Origin of the sequence: Vibrio sp. 10N.222.52.B7 (assembly GCF_041474275.1) — a bacterium.
GTDB classification, from domain to species: Bacteria; Pseudomonadota; Gammaproteobacteria; order Enterobacterales; family Vibrionaceae; genus Vibrio; species Vibrio crassostreae_C.
In genome coordinates, this window is record NZ_JBFRTU010000041.1 from 63,419 (window position 1) to 84,000 (window position 20,582).

The 20,582-nt window shown below is 46.1% G+C and carries 15 protein-coding genes and 1 other RNA gene; all 16 read left to right on the forward strand.

Going from position 1 to position 20,582, the window contains the following annotated elements; translation table 11 throughout:
• Positions 1-115 precede the first annotated feature (115 nt).
• The 16 genes from rnpB to secA all read left to right on the forward strand — a co-directional run bounded on the left by rnpB (position 116) and on the right by secA (position 20,529).
• Positions 116-555, forward strand: an RNA gene (gene rnpB / locus AB4512_RS12565) — RNase P RNA component class A.
• A gap of 228 nt (positions 556-783) precedes the next feature.
• Complete coding sequence (gene rsmH / locus AB4512_RS12570) at positions 784-1,734, forward strand: 16S rRNA (cytosine(1402)-N(4))-methyltransferase RsmH (RefSeq protein ID WP_017066240.1); 951 nt, start codon at positions 784-786, stop codon at positions 1,732-1,734.
• 3 nt (positions 1,735-1,737) lie between these two features.
• Positions 1,738-2,055 (forward strand): cell division protein FtsL, encoded by a 318-nt coding sequence (gene ftsL / locus AB4512_RS12575; RefSeq protein WP_019824585.1) that lies wholly within the window; start codon positions 1,738-1,740, stop codon positions 2,053-2,055.
• A complete protein-coding gene (locus AB4512_RS12580) occupies positions 2,052-3,809 on the forward strand; it encodes a penicillin-binding transpeptidase domain-containing protein (protein ID WP_372174978.1) in 1,758 nt (585 codons plus the stop codon). The genes ftsL and AB4512_RS12580 overlap by 4 nt, the downstream gene beginning before the upstream one ends.
• An 18-nt stretch (positions 3,810-3,827) precedes the next feature.
• Complete coding sequence (gene murE / locus AB4512_RS12585; protein ID WP_102319692.1) at positions 3,828-5,312, forward strand: UDP-N-acetylmuramoyl-L-alanyl-D-glutamate--2,6-diaminopimelate ligase; 1,485 nt, start codon at positions 3,828-3,830, stop codon at positions 5,310-5,312.
• The gene (gene murF, locus AB4512_RS12590) at positions 5,312-6,685 is read left to right on the forward strand and encodes a UDP-N-acetylmuramoyl-tripeptide--D-alanyl-D-alanine ligase (RefSeq protein ID WP_372174979.1); all 1,374 of its coding nucleotides are present in this window, start codon (positions 5,312-5,314) and stop codon (positions 6,683-6,685) included. The genes murE and murF overlap by 1 nt, the downstream gene beginning before the upstream one ends.
• Positions 6,682-7,764 carry a phospho-N-acetylmuramoyl-pentapeptide-transferase gene (gene mraY, locus AB4512_RS12595; RefSeq protein ID WP_017059284.1) on the forward strand — a complete coding sequence of 361 codons (1,083 nt, stop codon included), beginning with the start codon at positions 6,682-6,684 and terminating at the stop codon, positions 7,762-7,764. The genes murF and mraY overlap by 4 nt, the downstream gene beginning before the upstream one ends.
• A 57-nt stretch (positions 7,765-7,821) precedes the next feature.
• Positions 7,822-9,138, forward strand: a complete 1,317-nt coding sequence (murD, locus tag AB4512_RS12600; protein WP_372174980.1) for a UDP-N-acetylmuramoyl-L-alanine--D-glutamate ligase — start codon at positions 7,822-7,824, stop codon at positions 9,136-9,138.
• A 22-nt stretch (positions 9,139-9,160) separates the two neighbouring features.
• Positions 9,161-10,357, forward strand: coding sequence for a cell division protein FtsW (ftsW, locus tag AB4512_RS12605; protein ID WP_017059286.1), 1,197 nt, complete (start codon positions 9,161-9,163; stop codon positions 10,355-10,357).
• 12 nt (positions 10,358-10,369) lie between these two features.
• Entirely contained in the window at positions 10,370-11,431 is a 1,062-nt protein-coding gene (murG, locus tag AB4512_RS12610) for an undecaprenyldiphospho-muramoylpentapeptide beta-N-acetylglucosaminyltransferase (RefSeq protein ID WP_017070826.1), read from the forward strand.
• A gap of 13 nt (positions 11,432-11,444) precedes the next feature.
• Positions 11,445-12,905 (forward strand): UDP-N-acetylmuramate--L-alanine ligase, encoded by a 1,461-nt coding sequence (murC, locus tag AB4512_RS12615; protein ID WP_017059288.1) that lies wholly within the window; start codon positions 11,445-11,447, stop codon positions 12,903-12,905.
• 278 nt (positions 12,906-13,183) lie between these two features.
• Entirely contained in the window at positions 13,184-13,876 is a 693-nt protein-coding gene (locus AB4512_RS12620; RefSeq protein WP_017059290.1) for a cell division protein FtsQ/DivIB, read from the forward strand.
• Positions 13,869-15,137 (forward strand): cell division protein FtsA, encoded by a 1,269-nt coding sequence (ftsA, locus tag AB4512_RS12625; protein ID WP_010434747.1) that lies wholly within the window; start codon positions 13,869-13,871, stop codon positions 15,135-15,137. The genes AB4512_RS12620 and ftsA overlap by 8 nt, the downstream gene beginning before the upstream one ends.
• Positions 15,138-15,168: 31 nt before the next feature.
• Positions 15,169-16,398: a cell division protein FtsZ gene (gene ftsZ / locus AB4512_RS12630; RefSeq protein WP_017059291.1), complete on the forward strand. Its 1,230-nt coding sequence runs from the start codon at positions 15,169-15,171 to the stop codon at positions 16,396-16,398.
• 96 nt (positions 16,399-16,494) lie between these two features.
• On the forward strand, positions 16,495-17,412 hold the full coding sequence (lpxC, locus tag AB4512_RS12635; RefSeq protein ID WP_010434751.1) for a UDP-3-O-acyl-N-acetylglucosamine deacetylase: 918 nt from the start codon (positions 16,495-16,497) through the stop codon (positions 17,410-17,412).
• A 390-nt stretch (positions 17,413-17,802) separates the two neighbouring features.
• A complete protein-coding gene (gene secA, locus AB4512_RS12640; protein ID WP_065676113.1) occupies positions 17,803-20,529 on the forward strand; it encodes a preprotein translocase subunit SecA in 2,727 nt (908 codons plus the stop codon).
• Positions 20,530-20,582 lie beyond the last annotated feature (53 nt).

Consider the following 20,582-nt stretch of genomic DNA (forward strand, 5'->3'; position numbering starts at 1 on the left):
GTTATTCCTCTTTTTTTGTCTGAATTGTGTAAAATTCACGCAGTTGCTTAGAGGTTTGCACCATATTTGTGATCTCGCTAGACACTGCACCCTAATCTCTATACAATCCGCCCTCGGAGTTGAACGGGTAATCGCTGCTTTGCTGATGTCCTTCGGGAGACTGACGTTGAGGTCCTTCGGGAAACTGACGTTGAAGTCCTTCGGGAGACTGGTAGAGGGGAGGAACGTCCGGGCTCCATAGAGCAGGGTGCCAGATAACGTCTGGGGGGCGCGAGCCCACGACAAGTGCAGCAGAGAGAAGACCGCCGATGGCCTCATTTCTTCGGAAGAGGCACAGGTAAGGCTGAAAGGGTGCGGTAAGAGCGCACCGTGCGACTGGCAACAGTTCGTAGCAAGGTAAACTCCACCCGGAGCAAGATCAAATAGGCCCTCACATTGCGTTGCTCGCGTATGGGGGCGGGTAGATTGCTTGAGCCTGTGAGCGATTGCAGGCCTAGACGAATGGTTACCGCCGCGCAAGCGGAACAGAACCCGGCGTATGTGTCAACTCCACCTATATAAAGAACCCATCATTACTTAACGGTAGTGATGGGTTTTTTGCTTTATATTGACGTAAATTATTTAGATTTCCTTAGAATCCTTCATCCTGATATGAGCTTGGGTCAAAAATTCCCAAAGCCTATACACAATATGGTGGAGATACGGCGTGAAATCAGTACACTAAAACGTTAATAGAACAAATTATTGCCGAACTAATGGCTCAATCCACTCACTGAGAAGACTATGACAGAAGCATTCAAACATATTTCAGTATTGCTTAACGAATCTATTGACGGACTTGCGATCAAACCTGACGGTACCTACATCGATGGTACTTTTGGCCGTGGTGGTCACAGCCGTACAATCCTGTCTAAACTGGGCGAGAATGGACGACTCTTTAGTATTGACCGCGATCCACAAGCGATTGCAGAAGCGCAAAAGATTGATGACCCTCGTTTTACGATTATTCACGGCCCGTTCTCAGGTATGGCTGAATATGCAGAGCGTTATGACTTAGTCGGTCAAGTGGATGGTGTGTTACTGGATCTAGGTGTTTCTTCACCACAGCTAGATGACGCTGAGCGTGGCTTTAGCTTCATGAAAGACGGTCCGCTTGATATGCGTATGGACCCAACAACCGGTATTCCTGTCTCTCAGTGGTTAGTTGAAGCCGATCTTGATGACATCACATGGGTTATTCGTGAGTTCGGTGAAGACAAACACGCTCGTCGTATCGCGAAAGGCATCATTGCTTATCAAGAGAATGAAGAGAACGAACCTCTAACGCGCACTGGTCAGTTGGCTAAGCTTATCTCGGATGTAGCTCCAAAAAGCTTCAAAGAGAAAAAGCACCCAGCAACACGTGCTTTCCAAGCCTTCCGTATCTACATCAACAGTGAACTTGAAGAGATCGATACAGCCCTGAAAGGCGCAGCAAGCATTCTTGCTCCTGAAGGCCGTTTGTCTGTTATTAGCTTTCACTCTCTTGAAGACCGCATGGTGAAGCGCTTTATCCGTAAAGAGAGCCAAGGTCCGCAAGTACCACATGGCCTGCCACTAACAGAAGAGCAGATCAAAGCGCTAGGCAGTGCTGATCTTAAGCCTGTTGGTAAAGCGATCAAGCCTTCTAAAGATGAAGTGGATGAGAATACTCGTTCGCGTAGCTCAGTATTACGAATCGCAGAAAAGCTATAGTCAATGAAGACCTCCAAACCGAACTTAGCCAAGATAATATTTTTTGATTTGATCTCCGTGGGCAAGGTCCCATTGATGCTTCTTATCTGTATCTTCGCGAGTGCGATGGGGGTCGTTCTTACGACACATATGTCACGTCAGGCGATCACGCAAAAAGACACGGCGTTGGTGGAGCGAGAACAGCTTGATGATGAGTGGCGAAATTTAATGCTTGAAGAGACGGCTCTGGCTGAACATAGTCGCGTTCAAGCATCGGCAAAAAGAGAGCTAGACATGAAACGTCCAGACTCTGAAAAAGAAGTTGTGATCACACTGAAATGACCGGTAAAAAGGAAAAAGCACCCGCAAAAGCTGTTAAGAAACCAACGAAAGAGCGAGTGAAGAGCGAAAAGGATTCGGATCCAATTCTTATTAAATGGCGTTTCAACGTCGTTATTGCTTTCGTGTTTCTTGCCTTTGCTGCGCTGGTTGGTCGTGTGGCTTACATCCAAATTATTGAACCAGATAACTTAATTCGTCAGGGCGACCTTCGCTCAGTACGTGTTAAGGCCATTCCTTCTGCTCGCGGTATTATTTCAGACCGCAATGGCGAGCCGCTTGCTGTGAGTGTTCCAGTTGAAGCGGTATGGGCCGATCCTAAAACGATTTTCGATAAAAACGGCATGGCCCAAATTGATCGTTGGTATGCGCTAGCTGATGTACTTGGCTTAGATCGACAATCGATGATCGACAAGATCTCTAGCAACAAATCTCGTCGTTTTATCTACCTACAAAGACAAGTTAGCCCAGCAATGGCGAAATACATCCGCGACTTAAAGCTGGTGGGTATTGGTCTTAAAGCAGAATCACGTCGTTATTACCCAGCCGGTGAAGTCAGCGCGCATCTTATTGGTGTGACCGGAATTGATGGACACGGCCTAGAAGGTGTCGAGCGCAGCTACGATAAGTGGCTCACGGGTGAAGCAGGTAAACGTACAATCCGTAAAGACCGTTACGGGCGAGTAGTTGAAAACATTGCACTAGAAGAGCGTGAAGAAGGTAAACCACTCGAATTGACCATCGATCAGCGCTTACAAGCCATCGCTTATCGAGCGATTAAACAGGCGGTAGCCGATCACAAGGCGACGTCTGGATCTGCCATCTTATTAGACGTAAAAACGGGTGCGGTTTTGGCCATGGTTAACGCACCGTCTTACAACCCAAACAATCGTGCTGATTTACAAAGCTTTAAGATGCGTAACCGCGTGATCACCGATGCTTTTGAGCCAGGTTCGACGGTTAAGCCGTTTGTTGTTCTTGCCGCTCTCGAAAATGGTACCGCGGATGCTGATACTGTAATTGATACGGGTAACGGCATCATGCAAATCGGTGGTAGCCGTGTACGTGATACTTCCAAAGTTGGTAAGGCAGACTTGGCGTTAATCCTTAAGAAGTCGAGTAACATCGGTGTGGCGAAGTTAGCACTGGATATGCCACTTGAAGCGCTACTAGGCATGTACAGTTCTGTTGGTCTTGGCGAGATGTCTGGGCTGAATCTAGTCGGTGAGACCGCGGGTATTTTCCCGAACCGTCGACGCTGGTCTAAGTTTGAAATCGCTACCTTATCCTTTGGTTATGGTCTAGCGATTACTCCGCTGCAATTGGCTCATGCCTATGCGACGTTAGCGAATCACGGTGTTTACGAACCTATCCATATCGTTAAAAGCAACGACCAAGATTTCTCAAAACAGATCATCAAGCGCGAAAATGCTGAGTTGGTTTTGAACATGCTAGAAGGCGTAACCCAAAAGGGCGGTACAGCGACAAGAGCTGCCGTGCCGGGTTACCGAGTAGCAGCAAAAACAGGTACATCTAGAAAAGCGATTTCCGGTGGTTATGGAGACGAGTACTTCGCCTATACCGCAGGTGTTGCTCCAGTGAGTGACCCAAGAGTCTCTTTGGTTGTGATGATCAATGAACCTCAAGGTGACCTCTACTATGGTGGCTCGGTCGCAGCCCCTGTTTTTTCTGAAATCATGAAGGGCGCACTGCAAATTCTGAATGTCCCTGCTGATGAAAACAAGTTTCAAGAATAGAGCCAATCAGGATTCAATATGAGTAATAGCCTCACGCTGTCATCTTTACTTTCTCCTTGGGGTGACTTTAGTTCACCTGAGCTGGATGCGATTGCCGTTGAACAGTTGGAGTTGGATAGTCGTGCCATCAAAGACGGCGATATTTTTGTTGCTGTAGTTGGGCATGCTGTTGATGGCCGTCGTTTCATTGACAAAGCGGTCTCACAGGGAGCCAATGCCGTTATCGCACAAGCTGATGCTGAAAAGGCCCATGGTCTGATTGAGTGGTTGGATGCTGTTCCGGTTGTTTACATTAAAGACCTTAACTTGGTGTTATCTGAGTTGGCCGGTCGTGTTTACTCGTCTCAGGCGACTAAGCTGATTGGTGTTACCGGCACCAATGGCAAAACCACTATCACCCAATTGATTGCTCAGTGGCTAGATTTAGTCGGCCAACGCTCTGCGGTAATGGGCACCACGGGTAACGGTTTCCTAGACAACCTTAAAACGGCGGCGAATACGACCGGTAGTGCGATTGAAATACAACGTACGCTGAGTGAGTTGGCTGAAGAAAACGCTGTTTATACCGCGATGGAAATCTCGTCTCATGGTTTGGTTCAAGGCCGAGTTAAGGCATTGGATTTTGAGGCTGGTGTATTTACTAACTTGAGCCGTGACCACTTGGATTACCACGGCACGATGCAAGAGTACGCTCTGGCTAAGAAGAGCTTGTTTACTCAGCATAAGTGTAAGCACGCTGTGATTAATGTTGATGATGAAGTCGGTAAAGCTTGGATGGCTGATCTGTCCAATGCAGTAGCTGTGTCATTGCTTCCGTTAACTGGCTACCAACAGTCGGTATGGGCATCTGATGTTGCTTATGCAGAGACGGGTATCAAACTCGCTTTTGATGGTAGCTGGGGGCAGGGACAACTGTCTGTTCCTTTAATTGGCCAGTTCAACGCATCAAATGTACTGGTTGCCTTTGCGACCTTGCTGTCATTAGGTATCGATAAGCAAATCTTGGTCGACACTGCGCCTCAGTTGCAACCTGTGATTGGTCGTATGGAACTGTTCCAAGTGCCGAACAAAGCAAAAGTGGTTGTCGATTACGCGCATACGCCAGACGCTTTAGAGAAAGCATTGGCAGCACTACGTGTACATTGCTCTGGAAAGCTATGGGCAATCTTTGGCTGCGGTGGTGATCGAGATACAGGCAAGCGCCCTATGATGGCGGTTACCGCAGAGCAGTTCGCCGATAACATTATTATTTCAGATGACAACCCTCGCAGTGAAGACCCGGCATTGATTGTTAAAGACATGCTGGCAGGTTTAAGTGAGCCTGAAGTCGCCTTTGTTGAACACGATCGCTTTCAGGCGGTTAAGTTTGCTCTAGAGCAGGCGGGTAATAACGACATTATTCTTCTGGCAGGTAAAGGCCATGAGGATTACCAAGTATTGAAAGACAAAACGATCCACTATTCGGATCGAGAGTCAGCACTACAACTTTTAGGTATTTCATAATGATTGATGTATCACTCGAGCAGATCTGCTCAGCGGTGTACGGTCAGCTGATAGAGGCTGGCAAATCGAGCAATAGTTTGATCAATGCGGTTTCTACCGATACTCGCACCGTTGAAGAAGGTGCACTGTTTGTTGCTCTTGTAGGTGAACGTTTTGATGCGCATGATTTTTGTGGTCAGGCTGTTGAGGCCAATGCGAGTGCGTTATTAGTTCAACGAAAACTTGACCTAAATATTACTCAAGTTGTTGTTGAAGACACTAAACTTGCTTTAGGTCAGCTAAGTGCTTGGATCCACAAACAATGTAACGTGCCAACCATGGCGATAACAGGAAGCTGTGGCAAAACGACCGTCAAAGAGATGGTCGCGAGTATTCTACAACAACGTGGCAAAGTGCTGTTTACAGCGGGTAACTTCAATAATGATATTGGAGTACCACTAACCTTGCTGCGCAGTGAACCCAATGACGACTATGCCGTGATAGAACTGGGCGCGAACCACATTGGTGAAATTGCCTATACCACGCAGCTTGTGAAACCACAGGTGGCCTTAGTGAATAACGTTGCTGCCGCGCATCTAGAGGGCTTTGGCTCAATTGATGGTGTTAAACAAGCGAAAGGCGAAATTTTTCAGGGGCTTGCTGCTGGTGATACTGCTATTGTTAACCTAGAGAGCAATGGTGGTGACTTTTGGAAAGATGTGCTTGCAGACAAAAACGTACTGACCTTTTCTGAAAGTGATGACACGGCGGATTACTTTGCGACGAATATTCGCATCAACGAGCAGGGTGAAGCTTGCTTTGATATGCAGACCCCGCAAGGTGCTATCGATGTCGAACTTGGCATTATTGGTCAGCACAATGTAGCCAACGCATTAGCCGCAGCAGCACTGAGCATTCAATTCGGTGCCACGCTTGCAGAAATTAAAAGCGGTTTAGCGAATCTCATCTCAGTTAAAGGCCGAGTTGAGGTTCAACAATTAAGTCAGAATATCAAGCTGATAGATGACAGTTACAACGCCAGTGTACCGGCAATGAAGGCTGCAGCTAAATTGTTGTCGAGCTTCAAAGGTCAGCGTTGGTTGATTTTAGGCAATATGGCTGAATTAGGCGATGAAAGCCTTGCACTTCACCGTCAAGTCGGTGAATATGCTGCCCCATTCGCTTTTGAGCATGTACTCACTTACGGTGATGATACCAAGGTGATTAGTGAAGTGTGTAACGGCACTCACTTTGCAACGCATGAAGCGATGATCGCGCACATAGAGCAGCACTTGAGCTTGCCAGAAAACGCGCCACATACCTTGTTGGTAAAAGGCGCCAATAGTGCAGGAATGAGTAAAATAGCCGCTGCTTTAAAGGAGAACTTTTCATGATAATTTGGCTTGCAGAGCTACTACAGCCACACTTTTCTTTTTTCCGTTTGTTCGAATACTTATCGTTTCGTGCAATCGCGAGCATTTTGACGGCTTTATGTCTGTCGCTGTGGATGGGACCTCGTTTAATTGAGCGTCTGCAAATGCTGCAAATTGGCCAAGTTGTTCGTAATGACGGCCCAGAATCTCACTTCAGTAAGCGTGGTACACCAACCATGGGTGGTGTGATGATCCTTGCTGCGATCATCATTACGGTCTTACTTTGGGCTGACTTATCAAACCCTTACGTTTGGGCCGTACTTGTCGTGCTAGGCGGTTACGGTGCAGTTGGTTTTGTTGATGATTATCGTAAAGTCGTTCGTAAGAACACTGATGGCTTGATTGCGCGTTGGAAGTACTTCTGGCAATCGGCTATTGCATTGGTTGTGGCGTTTGCTCTGTATGCTCATGGGCAAGACACTGCTGCGACACAATTAGTGGTGCCTTTCTTTAAAGATGTGATGCCACAACTTGGTTTACTGTACATTGTTCTAACTTACTTTGTTATTGTGGGTACCAGTAACGCGGTAAACCTAACTGATGGCCTAGATGGCTTGGCGATTATGCCAACGGTTATGGTTGCTGCGGGTTTTGCTGTTATCGCTTGGGCGACAGGTAACGTTAACTTTGCAGCATACCTACACATTCCATACATCCCATACACCTCTGAACTGGTGGTGGTATGTACTGCTATCGTTGGTGCAGGCCTTGGCTTCCTATGGTTTAACACTTACCCAGCACAAGTATTCATGGGCGATGTTGGCTCTCTAGCACTGGGTGGTGCGTTAGGTGTGATTGCGGTACTCGTTCGTCAAGAGTTGGTACTAGTGATCATGGGTGGTGTGTTTGTAATGGAGACTCTGTCAGTGATTCTGCAGGTGGGCTCTTACAAATTGCGTGGTCAGCGTATTTTCCGCATGGCACCGATTCACCACCACTATGAACTTAAAGGTTGGCCAGAGCCGCGTGTTATCGTGCGTTTTTGGATAATCTCAATGGTATTAGTACTGGTTGGCCTAGCGACACTGAAAGTTCGTTAATCCTGTATGAGCCTCTGAATAGGGGCTCTTTAAAACTATTAAGAGCATCTTGTTTAAATGGAACGTTGGCAAAATATTCAAAATGTAGTGGTTGTGGGGCTCGGTATTACCGGGCTCTCTGTCGTTAAACATCTCGTAAAATATCAGCCCCATACTTGCGTAAAGGTAATTGATACGCGAGAGCTACCGCCAGGAAAGGAATCTTTGCCTGAGTCGGTAGAGCTGCATTCTGGAAGCTGGAATGGCCAATGGCTAGCTGAGGCTGATCTGGTGGTTGCTAACCCAGGCATTGCTTTAGCGACGCCAGAAATTCAAGATGTGCTTGAAGCGGGTACGCCTGTCGTTGGCGACATCGAGCTGTTTGGTTGGGCTGTAGATAAGCCTGTTGTGGCGATTACTGGTTCAAACGGTAAGAGTACCGTGACGGATTTGACTGGTGTGCTTGCTAAGGCTGCTGGGCTTAATGTTGGCGTTGGCGGCAATATTGGCATTCCTGCCCTAGACCTTCTAGAACTTGATGCGGATTTATATGTCCTTGAACTTTCAAGTTTTCAGCTAGAAACTACATCGAATTTAAAACTTGCCGCTGCGGCATTCTTAAATCTGTCTGAAGATCATATGGATCGCTATCAAGGCATGGCTGATTACCGTGAGGCCAAGTTAAGAATCTTTAATAACGCGCAGTGTGCGATTGTTAATCGTGAAGACAAAGAGACTTACCCTGACCAGACAATGCCATTGTTGACTTTTGGCCTAGATAACCAAGAGTTTGGTGTATCAACGATTGATAGTACTGAGTGGTTGGTCGATCACGGTAAACCTGTCCTTGCTACCCAAGATTTAACATTGGTTGGACGTCACAATGTGGCGAATGCGTTAGTCTCACTTGCACTATTGAAGCAAGTTGGTATCGACTACAGCAAAAGTCTTGATGCTTTGAAGGCCTATAACGGTTTGACGCATCGTTGCCAAGTCGTGGCTGACAAGCGCGAAATCAAATGGGTTAATGACTCCAAAGCAACGAATGTAGCCAGCACATTGGCAGCCCTGTCTGGGTTGGAGTATCAAGGTACGTTATATCTTTTGGTTGGCGGCGTTGGTAAAGGTGCTGACTTTAGTGAGCTTGAACCAGTATTGGCGCAACTTGAGCGTGTTCAGCTGTGTTGTTTCGGTGAAGATGCAGATCAATTCATGCCTCTGCACCCATCGGCACAAAAGTTCGATACCATGCAGCAGATAATCGAATCTATCTCGCCACAGCTGGTGGCTGGAGATATGGTGATGCTGTCTCCGGCGTGCGCAAGCTTCGATCAATTTAATAATTTCATGGCAAGAGGTGATGCGTTCACTGAGCTTGCTCATGAGTATGCTTAACGTGTTGAAGGACTAACATTCAGTGCAAAGAGTCAAAGAGATTAATCAATCCATCTGGCAGTGGCTAAACCGTGCTACTCCCGAGGCTCTTTACGATCGTCAATTGGTGTGGATTGCTCTTGGGCTAATGCTGACAGGTTTGGTGATGGTGACGTCTGCTTCGTTCCCCATCAGTGCTCGTTTAACCGATCAGCCGTTTCACTTTATGTTCCGTCATGCCATCTTCCTTGTATTGGCGTTAGGTGTCTCTAGCGTCATATTGCAAATCCCGATGCAACGCTGGTTTCAATACAGTATGTATCTACTGGGCTTGTCCTTCTTCTTGCTGATTGTGGTATTAGCCGTCGGTAAGTCGGTTAACGGCGCATCGCGTTGGATCCCATTAGGGCTATTTAACTTACAACCCGCTGAAGTCGCCAAGTTATCGCTGTTTATCTTTATGGCGGGCTACTTGGTTCGGAAGCAAGATGAAGTGAGAAAAACCTTCTTCGGTGGTTTTGGTAAACCGATCATGGTATTCGGCGCTTTTGCCGTGCTGCTGCTAGGCCAGCCCGATTTAGGTACTGTGGTCGTAATGCTAGTGACCCTGTTCGGCATGCTATTCATTGCTGGTGCCAAGCTTTCACAGTTTATCGCCTTGATGGTGGCAGGTATTGCCGCGGTCGTCGGTTTGATTGTTATAGAACCTTATCGTGTTCGACGTGTTACCTCATTCTGGGAACCTTGGAACGACCCGTTCGGCAGTGGTTACCAGTTAACTCAGTCATTGATGGCGTTTGGCCGTGGTGATTGGATGGGGCAAGGGCTCGGTAACTCAATTCAGAAACTCGAATACTTACCCGAAGCGCACACCGATTTTGTATTTGCTGTGTTGGCAGAAGAATTGGGTTTTGTTGGCGTGACCTTGGTCTTGATACTCATCTTTAGCTTGGTTTTTAAAGCCATTTTTATTGGCAAAAAAGCCTTTGAACACGATCAAGTGTTCAGCGGCTATCTGGCTTTTGGTATTGGTATTTGGTTTGCGTTTCAGACGCTTGTTAACGTAGGTGCTGCATCTGGCATCGTTCCGACCAAAGGTCTAACCCTACCGCTAATCAGTTATGGTGGTTCGAGTTTAATTGTTATGTCTGTGGCGGTATCAATGCTGCTGCGCATTGACCACGAATGCCGAATGCAACAAAAAGAACAAGCTGATAGTCAAAACGAATTAGTAGAATAAGAATCTAACGTGATGAAACAAAACAAAAAACTTTTAGTGATGGCTGGTGGTACTGGCGGTCACGTTTTCCCAGGGTTAGCAGTAGCGAAAAAGCTTCAGCAACAAGGTTGGGAAATTCGCTGGTTAGGCACAGCAGACAGAATGGAAGCGGATTTAGTGCCAAAGCATGGCATTGAAATCGACTTCATCAAAGTGAAAGGCCTGCGTGGTCAAGGCATTAGCAAGTTAATTAAAGCGCCGTTCCAGATTATTAATGCCATACTTCAAGCAAGGCAACACATCAAAGCATGGCAGCCTGATGTGGTACTTGGTATGGGTGGCTACGTGAGTGGCCCGGGTGGTATCGCGGCATGGTTGTCTGGCATTCCAGTGGTTCTCCATGAACAAAATGCAGTGGCAGGTTTAACCAACCAATGGCTGTCTAAGATTGCTAAAAAGGTTTTCCAAGCTTTCCCTGGTGCTTTCCCTACCGCAGAAGTGGTGGGTAACCCAGTACGCGAAGATGTGGTTGCCTTAGCTGAACCCGAGCAACGCATGGCTGAGCGTGATGGTGACATCCGCATCTTGGTTATGGGCGGCAGTCAGGGCGCAAAAATCCTAAACGATACCTTGCCAGTAACGATGGCGCAGCTTGGTGAAGGCTTCACTGTGATGCACCAAGCGGGTAAGAACAATCAACAACAAGTTATTGAGCAATACAAATCACATTCTGTTGGTAATATTCAAGTGACTGAATTTATTGATGATGTGGCGCAAGCTTATGAGTGGGCAGATCTATTAGTGTGTCGCTCAGGTGCATTAACCGTATCAGAAGTGTCTGCGGCAGGTGTCGGTTCTATCTTCGTTCCGTTTATGCACAAAGACAGACAACAAGCGTTGAATGCCGACCATTTAGTTGAATGTGGCGCAGCGTTAATGATTGAACAGCCTCAACTAACGGCTGATAAGCTAGCGAACACTATCGCGCAGCTTGATAGAAATGAATTAAAAATGATGGCAACAAAAGCTCGTCAAGCCGCCAAGCTTGATGCTGATGTGACCGTCGCTGAAGCGATTAAAGCTTTAGCAAAATAATGAGATTGAATTGATGACGATTGAACATACCCAAGACTTAGCGCAAATCCGTGCAATGGTGCCAGAGATGCGCCGTGTTAAATCTATCCACTTCATTGGTATTGGTGGTGCCGGAATGAGCGGGATTGCTGAAGTCTTGCTAAATGAAGGCTACCAGATCACGGGTTCTGATATTGCTCAAAACCCAGTGACTGATCGTTTAGTTAGCAAGGGTGCGACCGTTTATATCGGTCACCAAGCGAGTAACGTTGCCGACGCAAGTGTGGTGGTTGTTTCAACCGCTATCAACGAAGAAAACCCAGAAATTATTGCAGCTCGTGAAGCGCGCACACCGATCGTTCGTCGTGCAGAAATGCTGGCTGAGCTGATGCGTTTTCGTCACGGTATTGCTGTGGCAGGTACGCACGGTAAAACAACCACGACTGCGCTAGTGACACAGATTTACTCGGAAGCCGGCCTAGATCCAACCTTCGTAAACGGTGGTTTGGTGAAAAGTGCTGGCACTAACGCACGTTTAGGTTCAAGCCGTATTCTTATCGCTGAAGCCGATGAGAGTGATGCTTCATTTTTACATCTGCAACCTATGGTTAGTATCGTAACTAACATTGAAGCGGATCATATGGATACCTACGGCGGCGATTTTGAAACGCTAAAGCAGACGTTTATTGATTTTTTACACAACCTACCATTCTACGGTCAGGCTGTGATGTGTGTTGATGATCCAGTAGTGCGTGAGCTTATTCCTCAGGTAAGTCGCCAGGTGATTACTTACGGTTTCTCTGAAGATGCGGATATTCGTATTGAGAACTACGTACAAGAAGGCCAGCAAGGCAAATTCACAGTGGTACGTGAAGGTAAAGCTAACCTTGATATCACGTTAAACATTCCAGGTCGTCACAATGCATTGAATGCATCCGCGGCGATTGCTGTTGCAACAGAAGATGACATCAGCGATGAAGCGATTCTCAAAGCGATGGCGGGAACGGAAGGCACGGGTCGCCGTTTCGATCACCTAGGTGAGTATGAAACAGGTAAAGGCGTTGCAATGCTGGTCGATGATTACGGTCATCACCCAACCGAAGTTGATGTGACGATTCAAGCTGCTCGTAGTGGCTGGACTGATAAACGTCTTGTTATGATCTTCCAACCGCACCGTTATAGCCGTACTCGCGATCTGTATGATGATTTCGCGAACGTTCTTGAGCAGGTTGATGTCCTAATTCTGTTAGATGTTTATTCTGCAGGTGAGAAACCTATTGCAGGGGCTGACGGACGTTCATTAAGTCGAACTATTCGTGGGCGTGGTAAGATAGACCCAATCTTTGTTGCCGATATCAACGCACTGCCATCGGCTTTAGCCAACGTAATTCAAGGCGGTGACCTTGTTTTAACGCAGGGTGCAGGCGATGTTGGTCGAGTAGCGAAGCAGTTGGAATCGTTACAGTTAGACATTAATAAAATGCAGAACGCGTAACAGAATACTGTCTACAGACTGTGGTCAATCGCTCACTTCTTGCGATTGACCTAAAATTGACCAAAAATCTTATTATCAACGTTTGATAGTTTGATTTTGCTCAGTATAATTCATAGGTTAAAGTAAGTGCTTTTACCTCTATTACGAAGATAGGGAATAGAATTGCGAACCAACGACAGGGAATGCGGGCTTTGGTAGAAAGTACTTTTAGCGAAAACCGCCACCTATTCAGTTTACCGTCGCTCAAGAAACACGCCTTAGGCGGGTCTTTTTTTGTCATGGTATTGCTATTCATTGGGTTTCTTTTCTATACCACACTAACTTGGATGTGGGACGATCAGCGATTGCCTCTCTCCAAAATAGTACTTCAAGGCGACTTAACTTACGTAACCGCTGGTGATGTTCAACATGCCTTTAGCGAGCTAGAGCACATTGGAACCTTCATGTCGCAAGACATCGGTGTGTTGCAAGACAGTTTAGAAGCGTTACCTTGGGTTTCAGTGGTCTCCATTCGTAAGCAGTGGCCAGACACAATAAAAGTATTTTTGACTGAGTACCATGCGGCAGCAATCTGGAACGGTAACATGCTGCTGAATGACGATGGTCAGGTGTTTAATGGTGATATCGGCCTGTTGAAGGGCGATAGAGTTAAGCTTTACGGCCCAGACGGCACCAGCCAAGAAGTGATAGAAAAGTGGCGACAGATAACCCCTTTGATTAACAGTCTAGGGTTAACCGTTACCTCTCTCGTTCTCAATGAGCGTCGCGCTTGGCAAATAATCCTAGATAACGGTATCCGTTTAGAACTAGGTAAAGATTCTTTAGATGAGCGTGTTGAACGCTTCATTTCGCTTTACAACGAACTTGGTAGTAAAGCGAATCAAGTGAGCTACATCGACCTCAGGTATGATACGGGAGCCGCTGTAGGCTGGTTTCCAGAGCAAGAGTTAGAAGAGAGCACAGATGACTAAGACCGCAGATGACAACATAATCGTTGGTCTTGATATAGGCACTGCGACCATATCAGCTCTGGTTGGTGAAATATTGCCTGATGGTCAAATCAATATCATTGGTTCTGGGCAAAGCCCATCCAGAGGTATGGATAAAGGTGGTGTAAACGACCTAGAGTCGGTAGTTAAGTCGGTTCAGCGAGCTATTGATCAAGCAGAGTTGATGGCGGAATGCCAAATCAGCAATGTATTTATCTCGCTATCGGGTAAACATATCGCAAGCCGAATTGAAAAAGGCATGGGCACTATCTCTGATGAAGAGGTGTCTCAAGACGATATGGATCGAGCGATCCATACCGCGAAATCAATTAAAATAGGTGATGAGCAGAGAATTCTGCACGTGATCCCACAAGAATTTACCATTGATTATCAAGAAGGGATTAAGAACCCACTTGGCTTATCTGGTGTTCGAATGGAAGTCAGTGTTCACCTAATTTCTTGCCATAGCGACATGGCGAGAAACATTATTAAAGCTGTTGAACGATGTGGTCTCACAGTAGAACAAATCGTGTTTTCAGGACTTGCCTCAAGCAATGCGGTAATTACTGAAGACGAGAGAGAGCTTGGAGTATGTGTTGTCGATATCGGTGCGGGTACAATGGATATTTCCATTTGGACTGGCGGCGCACTTCGACACACAGAAGTCTTTTCCTACGCAGGAAATGCAGTAACCAGTGATATTGCCTTCGCTTTCGGCACGCCAGTGAGCGATGCTGAAGAGATAAAAGTAAACCATGGTTGCGCTCTGAGTGAACTCGTAAGCAAGGATGACTCTGTTAACGTCCCAAGTGTTGGTGGTCGCCCATCGAGAAGTTTGCAACGACAAACTTTGTCGGAAGTGATTGAACCACGTTACACTGAACTTATGGGTCTCGTTAACCAAACTATTGATACGGTTCAATTACAGCTACGAGATGAAGGTATTAAACACCACCTTGCAGCTGGCGTCGTTCTCACTGGTGGAGCGGCACAAATTGACGGATTGGTAGAGTGTGCGGAACGTGTTTTCCGCAATCAAGTTCGAGTTGGTAAGCCGTTAGAAGTTAGTGGCTTAACTGACTATGTTAAAGAGCCGTATCATTCTACGGCGGTTGGTTTACTTCATTACGCAAGAGATTGTCAGATCAGTGATGAAGGTGATTACAGCGAACCTAAGCGTTCAGCACCTTCTATGTCTGGTTTATTTGGCAAATTGCGTAATTGGATACAAAAAGAGTTTTAACCTGAGTTGCAGGAAAAAACGGAGATAACACATGTTTGAACCGATGATGGAAATGTCTGACGATGCAGTAATTAAAGTCGTTGGAGTTGGTGGCGGTGGCGGTAACGCTGTTGAGCACATGGTACGTGAATCAATCGAAGGCGTAGAATTCATCAGTGTTAACACTGATGCACAAGCACTTCGTAAAACAAGCGTGAGCAGCGTGATCCAAATTGGTGGTGATATCACTAAAGGTTTGGGCGCTGGTGCAAACCCACAAGTAGGCCGTGATGCAGCTCTCGAAGATCGAGAAAGAATTAAAGAAGTTCTAACTGGCGCCGATATGGTATTTATCGCAGCTGGTATGGGCGGTGGTACTGGTACAGGTGCTGCTCCAGTTATTGCTGAAGTTGCGAAAGAGTTGGGTGTGCTGACGGTTGCTGTTGTAACTAAGCCATTTAGCTTTGAAGGCAAAAAGCGTTTAGCGTTTGCTGAGCAAGGTATTGAAGAGCTTTCTAAACATGTGGATTCATTAATTACGATTCCAAATGAAAAGCTACTTAAAGTACTTGGCCGCGGCGTAACTCTGCTAGAAGCTTTCGCAAGTGCAAATGATGTACTTAAAAACGCTGTACAAGGTATCGCTGAGCTAATTACTCGCCCTGGTATGATTAACGTCGATTTCGCGGATGTTCGCACCGTAATGTCTGAGATGGGTCATGCAATGATGGGTAGCGGTATCGCAAAAGGTGAAGACCGTGCTGAAGAAGCTGCTGAAACAGCAATTTCTAGCCCACTACTAGAAGACATCGACCTAGCTGGCGCGCGTGGCGTTCTTGTGAACATCACTGCAGGCCTAGATATGCGTCTAGATGAGTTCGAAACAGTAGGTAATACAGTTAAGGCATTCGCATCTGATAATGCAACAGTTGTGATTGGTACTTCTCTAGACCCTGATATGACAGATGAAATCCGCGTAACTGTTGTTGCAACAGGTATCGGCACAGAGAAAAAACCAGACATTACATTAGTTGCTGGTGGTAAAGCTAAGGTTGCACCAACTCCTCAACCACAGGTAGCGGCTCAAACTGCACCAAAAGTGGAAGAGAAAGTGGCACAACCATTGCAAGAAAAAACTGAGGTTAAACCTCAAGTTAAGCCGCAACCAACAACGTCACCTGTTTCTTCAGGTACAGGCGCTAGCCAAAGTGCAGCACCTAAGGCTGAGAAAGAGAGTGGATACTTAGATATTCCAGCATTCTTACGACGTCAGGCTGATTAACAAATACCCAAAATTTGACTATCGTCGAATTAATGGTAAAATTCGTGGTCGGTAAATACTGACCGTGATTTGTAGCACTGATAACGAGGCAAGCAGATGATCAGACAACGTACTCTGAAAGAAATTGTGAAAACAACTGGTGTGGGTCTCCACTCTGGTCGTAAAGTCACACTTACTCTTCGCCCGGCAGCTGCAAATACAGGTATTGTTTATCGTCGTACAGATGTAAATCCACCTGTAGATTTCCCAGCTGATCCAGCGTCAGTTCGTGACACTATGCTATGTACAGCTCTTGTTAATGACGAAGGCGTACGTATCTCTACAGTGGAACACCTTAACGCAGCTTTAGCGGGTATGGGCATCGACAACATTATTGTTGAAGTAGATGCTCCTGAAATCCCAATTATGGATGGTAGCGCAAGCCCATTCGTATACTTGCTACAGCAAGCGGGTGTAGAAACACTGAATGCAGCGAAGCGTTTTATTCGTATCAAAAAGCCTATCCGTTTTGAAGATGGCGATAAGTGGGCAGAGTTTGTTCCATTTAACGGCTTCCGTATGGACTTTGAGATCGACTTTAACCACCCAGCAATTGAATCTGATGAGCAACGTTTGTTGTTTGATTTTTCTTCACAAGGTTTTGTGAAAGAAATCTCTCGCGCTCGTACTTTCGGCTTCATGCGCGACATTGAGTATCTACAATCTCAAAACCTAGTACTTGGTGGTAGCTTTGATAATGCTATCGTACTTGACGAATACCGAATTCTTAATGAAGAGGGTCTACGTTTTGACAATGAGTTCGTAACTCATAAAGTACTAGATGCGATTGGTGACTTGTACATGTGTGGACACGCTATTATTGGTGAGTTTCGTGCATACAAATCAGGTCACGGCCTAAACAACCAACTACTACGTGCAGTACTTGCTGACGCAGAAGCTTGGGAATGGGCAACATTCGAAGAAGAAGTAGGCTCTCCTGTTGCATTTGCTGAGCCAGGAATGGTTCTAGCGTAATTGTTGTTTACAGCAATATAAGATTTCGAAAACCAGGTCATTGACCTGGTTTTTTTGTATCTATTTTCCAGATACAGTGTCGTCAACATCCGAAAGTTGTCTCCCAATGAGCTGCAGTCTGGCTAATCCATCAGCAATTAGAAAGAAAAGTTCCAAGCACATCAAACAAATGGGGTTATAAATGGTTGTTGGTGTGAAAATTACTTACACTAAAGGGCATTAATTTTAACTCAAGCCTTGAAAACTCTACTCTCAAGTACAATATCAAAGATACTAGATTTATCTCAGTATCCTTGGTTAGTAACTGAAGACTAGTTCATAGCTAGTAGAGACACTGACGGCATTTAAAATAGATCGCGGACGATCTGAGAACGAAGAGATTCCAAGCACATGATTACTAAGCTGCTGACAAAGGTAATTGGCAGTCGCAATGACAGAACACTGCGCCGCCTTAGAAAAATTGTAAAAGAAATTAATAACTACGAACCAACGTTTGAAGCTCTTTCAGACGAAGAGCTAAAAGCAAAAACGGTTGAGTTTCGTGAGCGCTTAGATAAAGGTGAATCGCTAGACCAACTTCTACCTGAAGCATTTGCTACGGTACGTGAAGCGTCTAAGCGTGTTTACGGCATGCGTCACTTTGACGTGCAAATGATTGGTGGCATGGTTCTAAATGCTGGCCAAATTGCAGAAATGCGTACTGGTGAAGGTAAGACTCTTACAGCAACCCTACCAGCTTATCTTAACGCCCTACCTAGCAAAGGTGTTCACGTAGTAACGGTGAACGACTACCTAGCGAAGCGTGATGCGGAAACAAACCGCCCATTATTTGAATTCCTTGGTATGACTGTTGGCGTAAACGTGCCAAACATGGCTCCACCAGAGAAGAAAGAAGCGTACCAAGCGGATATCCTATACGGAACAAACAACGAGTTTGGCTTCGATTACCTACGTGACAACATGGCTTTCCGTGCTGAAGATCGTGTTCAACGTGAGCGCTTCTTTGCTGTTGTCGATGAGGTTGACTCAATCTTAATCGATGAAGCTCGTACTCCACTTATTATCTCTGGCCCAGCTGAAGATAGTTCAGATCTTTACACGCGTATTAACACGTTGATCCCTAACCTTGAGCGCCAAGATAAAGAAGATTCTGAAGAGTACCGTGGTGAAGGTCACTACACCATGGACGAGAAATCGAAACAGGTTCACCTGACTGAAAACGGTCAAGAATTTGTAGAAGAGCTAATGGTCAAAAACGGCCTGATGGAAGAGGGTGACACGCTTTACTCTCCAACTAATATCAGCCTATTGCACCATGTTAATGCAGCGCTGCGTGCACACGTACTGTTTGAGAAAGACGTCGACTACATCGTTACTGAAGAAGGCGAAGTGGTTATCGTTGATGAACATACTGGTCGTACTATGCCAGGTCGTCGTTGGTCTGAAGGTTTACACCAAGCTGTTGAAGCTAAAGAAGGTGTGAAGATTCAGAATGAAAACCAGACGCTAGCATCGATTACATTCCAGAACTTCTTCCGTCTATACGAAAAACTGTCAGGTATGACAGGTACAGCCGATACAGAAGCTTTCGAATTTCAGTCTATCTACGGCCTAGAAACAGTGGTTATCCCAACCAACAAGCCTATGGTTCGTAACGATATGCCAGATGTGGTTTATCGTACCGAAGAAGACAAGTTCAATGCGATCATTGAAGACATCAAAGACCGTGTAGCTGCTGGTCAGCCATCATTGGTTGGTACGGTTTCTATCGAGAAGTCTGAACTACTGTCTAACGCACTGAAAAAAGCAAAAATTAAGCACAGCGTTCTAAATGCTAAATTCCACGAAATGGAAGCAGAGATCGTTGCACAAGCTGGTATGCCGAGTGCGGTAACTATCGCAACTAACATGGCTGGTCGTGGTACCGATATCGTGTTAGGTGGTAGCTGGCAGGCACAAGTTGAGAAGCTAGAGAATCCAACCAAAGAGCAGATCGAGAAGATCAAAGCTGACTGGAGAGTAATCCACGATAAAGTGCTTGAGTCAGGTGGTCTGCACATCATTGGTACTGAGCGTCATGAATCTCGCCGTATCGATAACCAGCTACGTGGTCGTTCTGGTCGTCAAGGTGATGCGGGTTCTTCTCGTTTCTACCTATCAATGGAAGATTCTCTGCTACGTATCTTCACATCGGATCGTATGGCTGGTCTTATCCAAAGTGGTATGGACGAAGGCGAAGCGATCGAATCTAAGATGCTTTCTCGCTCAATTGAAAAAGCACAACGTAAAGTTGAAGGTCGTAACTTCGATATTCGTAAGCAGCTTCTTGAGTACGATGATGTAGCCAATGACCAACGTAAAGTGGTTTATGAGCTTCGTGACGAACTGATGAGTTCTGACGACATCAGCGAAATGATCGAACACAACCGTGAAGATGTACTGGCATCAGTCATTGATGAATACATCGCACCTCAGTCTCTTGAAGATATGTGGGATATCGCGGGTCTGCAAGATCGTCTGAAGAATGACTTCGATCTAGACTTTGATATTCAAGGTTGGTTAGACGAAGACGACAAGCTTTATGAAGAAGCATTGCGTGAGCGTATTCTTGGTATGGCGGTTGATTCGTACAAACAGAAAGAAGAAGTGGTTGGTGCTCAAGTACTGCGTAACTTCGAGAAATCTGTGATGCTACAAACGCTAGACGGTCTTTGGAAAGAGCACTTGGCTGCGATGGATCACCTTCGTCAAGGTATCCACTTACGTGGTTATGCTCAGAAGAACCCGAAACAAGAGTACAAGCGCGAGTCGTTTGAACTGTTTGAAGGCCTACTAGATGTACTGAAAACAGACGTTGTTACCATCCTTTCTAAAGTGCGCGTTCAGCAACAAGAAGAAGTTGAAAAGATGGAAGCTCAACGTCAAGCTCAAGCTGAAGAAGCGGCGCGTCGTGCACAAGCGCAACATGCAACAGCTGAAAACCAGCTAGCTGACGATGAAGCTGAAGCGGCATCTCCACAAACGGTAGTGCGTGACGAGCGTAAAGTTGGCCGTAACGAGCCATGCCCATGTGGTAGCGGTAAGAAGTACAAGCAGTGTCACGGTAAAATCGCGTAAGTTTAATGAATCGTTGCTGTAGCGCATGATAGCTGCGTTGGTGGTACTCACTT

Excerpts from the sequence above, each read along its gene's own strand:
- rsmH (WP_017066240.1), top strand. The coding sequence starts at position 784 with ATGACAGAAGCATTCAAACATATTTCAGTATTGCTTAACGAATCTATT.
- ftsL (WP_019824585.1), top strand. The coding sequence starts at position 1,738 with ATGAAGACCTCCAAACCGAACTTAGCCAAGATAATATTTTTTGATTTG.
- AB4512_RS12580 (WP_372174978.1), top strand. The coding sequence starts at position 2,052 with ATGACCGGTAAAAAGGAAAAAGCACCCGCAAAAGCTGTTAAGAAACCA.
- murE (WP_102319692.1), top strand. The coding sequence starts at position 3,828 with ATGAGTAATAGCCTCACGCTGTCATCTTTACTTTCTCCTTGGGGTGAC.
- murF (WP_372174979.1), top strand. The coding sequence starts at position 5,312 with ATGATTGATGTATCACTCGAGCAGATCTGCTCAGCGGTGTACGGTCAG.
- mraY (WP_017059284.1), top strand. The coding sequence starts at position 6,682 with ATGATAATTTGGCTTGCAGAGCTACTACAGCCACACTTTTCTTTTTTC.
- murD (WP_372174980.1), top strand. The coding sequence starts at position 7,822 with ATGGAACGTTGGCAAAATATTCAAAATGTAGTGGTTGTGGGGCTCGGT.
- murG (WP_017070826.1), top strand. The coding sequence starts at position 10,370 with ATGAAACAAAACAAAAAACTTTTAGTGATGGCTGGTGGTACTGGCGGT.
- murC (WP_017059288.1), top strand. The coding sequence starts at position 11,445 with ATGACGATTGAACATACCCAAGACTTAGCGCAAATCCGTGCAATGGTG.
- AB4512_RS12620 (WP_017059290.1), top strand. The coding sequence starts at position 13,184 with ATGGTATTGCTATTCATTGGGTTTCTTTTCTATACCACACTAACTTGG.
- ftsA (WP_010434747.1), top strand. The coding sequence starts at position 13,869 with ATGACTAAGACCGCAGATGACAACATAATCGTTGGTCTTGATATAGGC.
- ftsZ (WP_017059291.1), top strand. The coding sequence starts at position 15,169 with ATGTTTGAACCGATGATGGAAATGTCTGACGATGCAGTAATTAAAGTC.
- lpxC (WP_010434751.1), top strand. The coding sequence starts at position 16,495 with ATGATCAGACAACGTACTCTGAAAGAAATTGTGAAAACAACTGGTGTG.
- secA (WP_065676113.1), top strand. The coding sequence starts at position 17,803 with ATGATTACTAAGCTGCTGACAAAGGTAATTGGCAGTCGCAATGACAGA.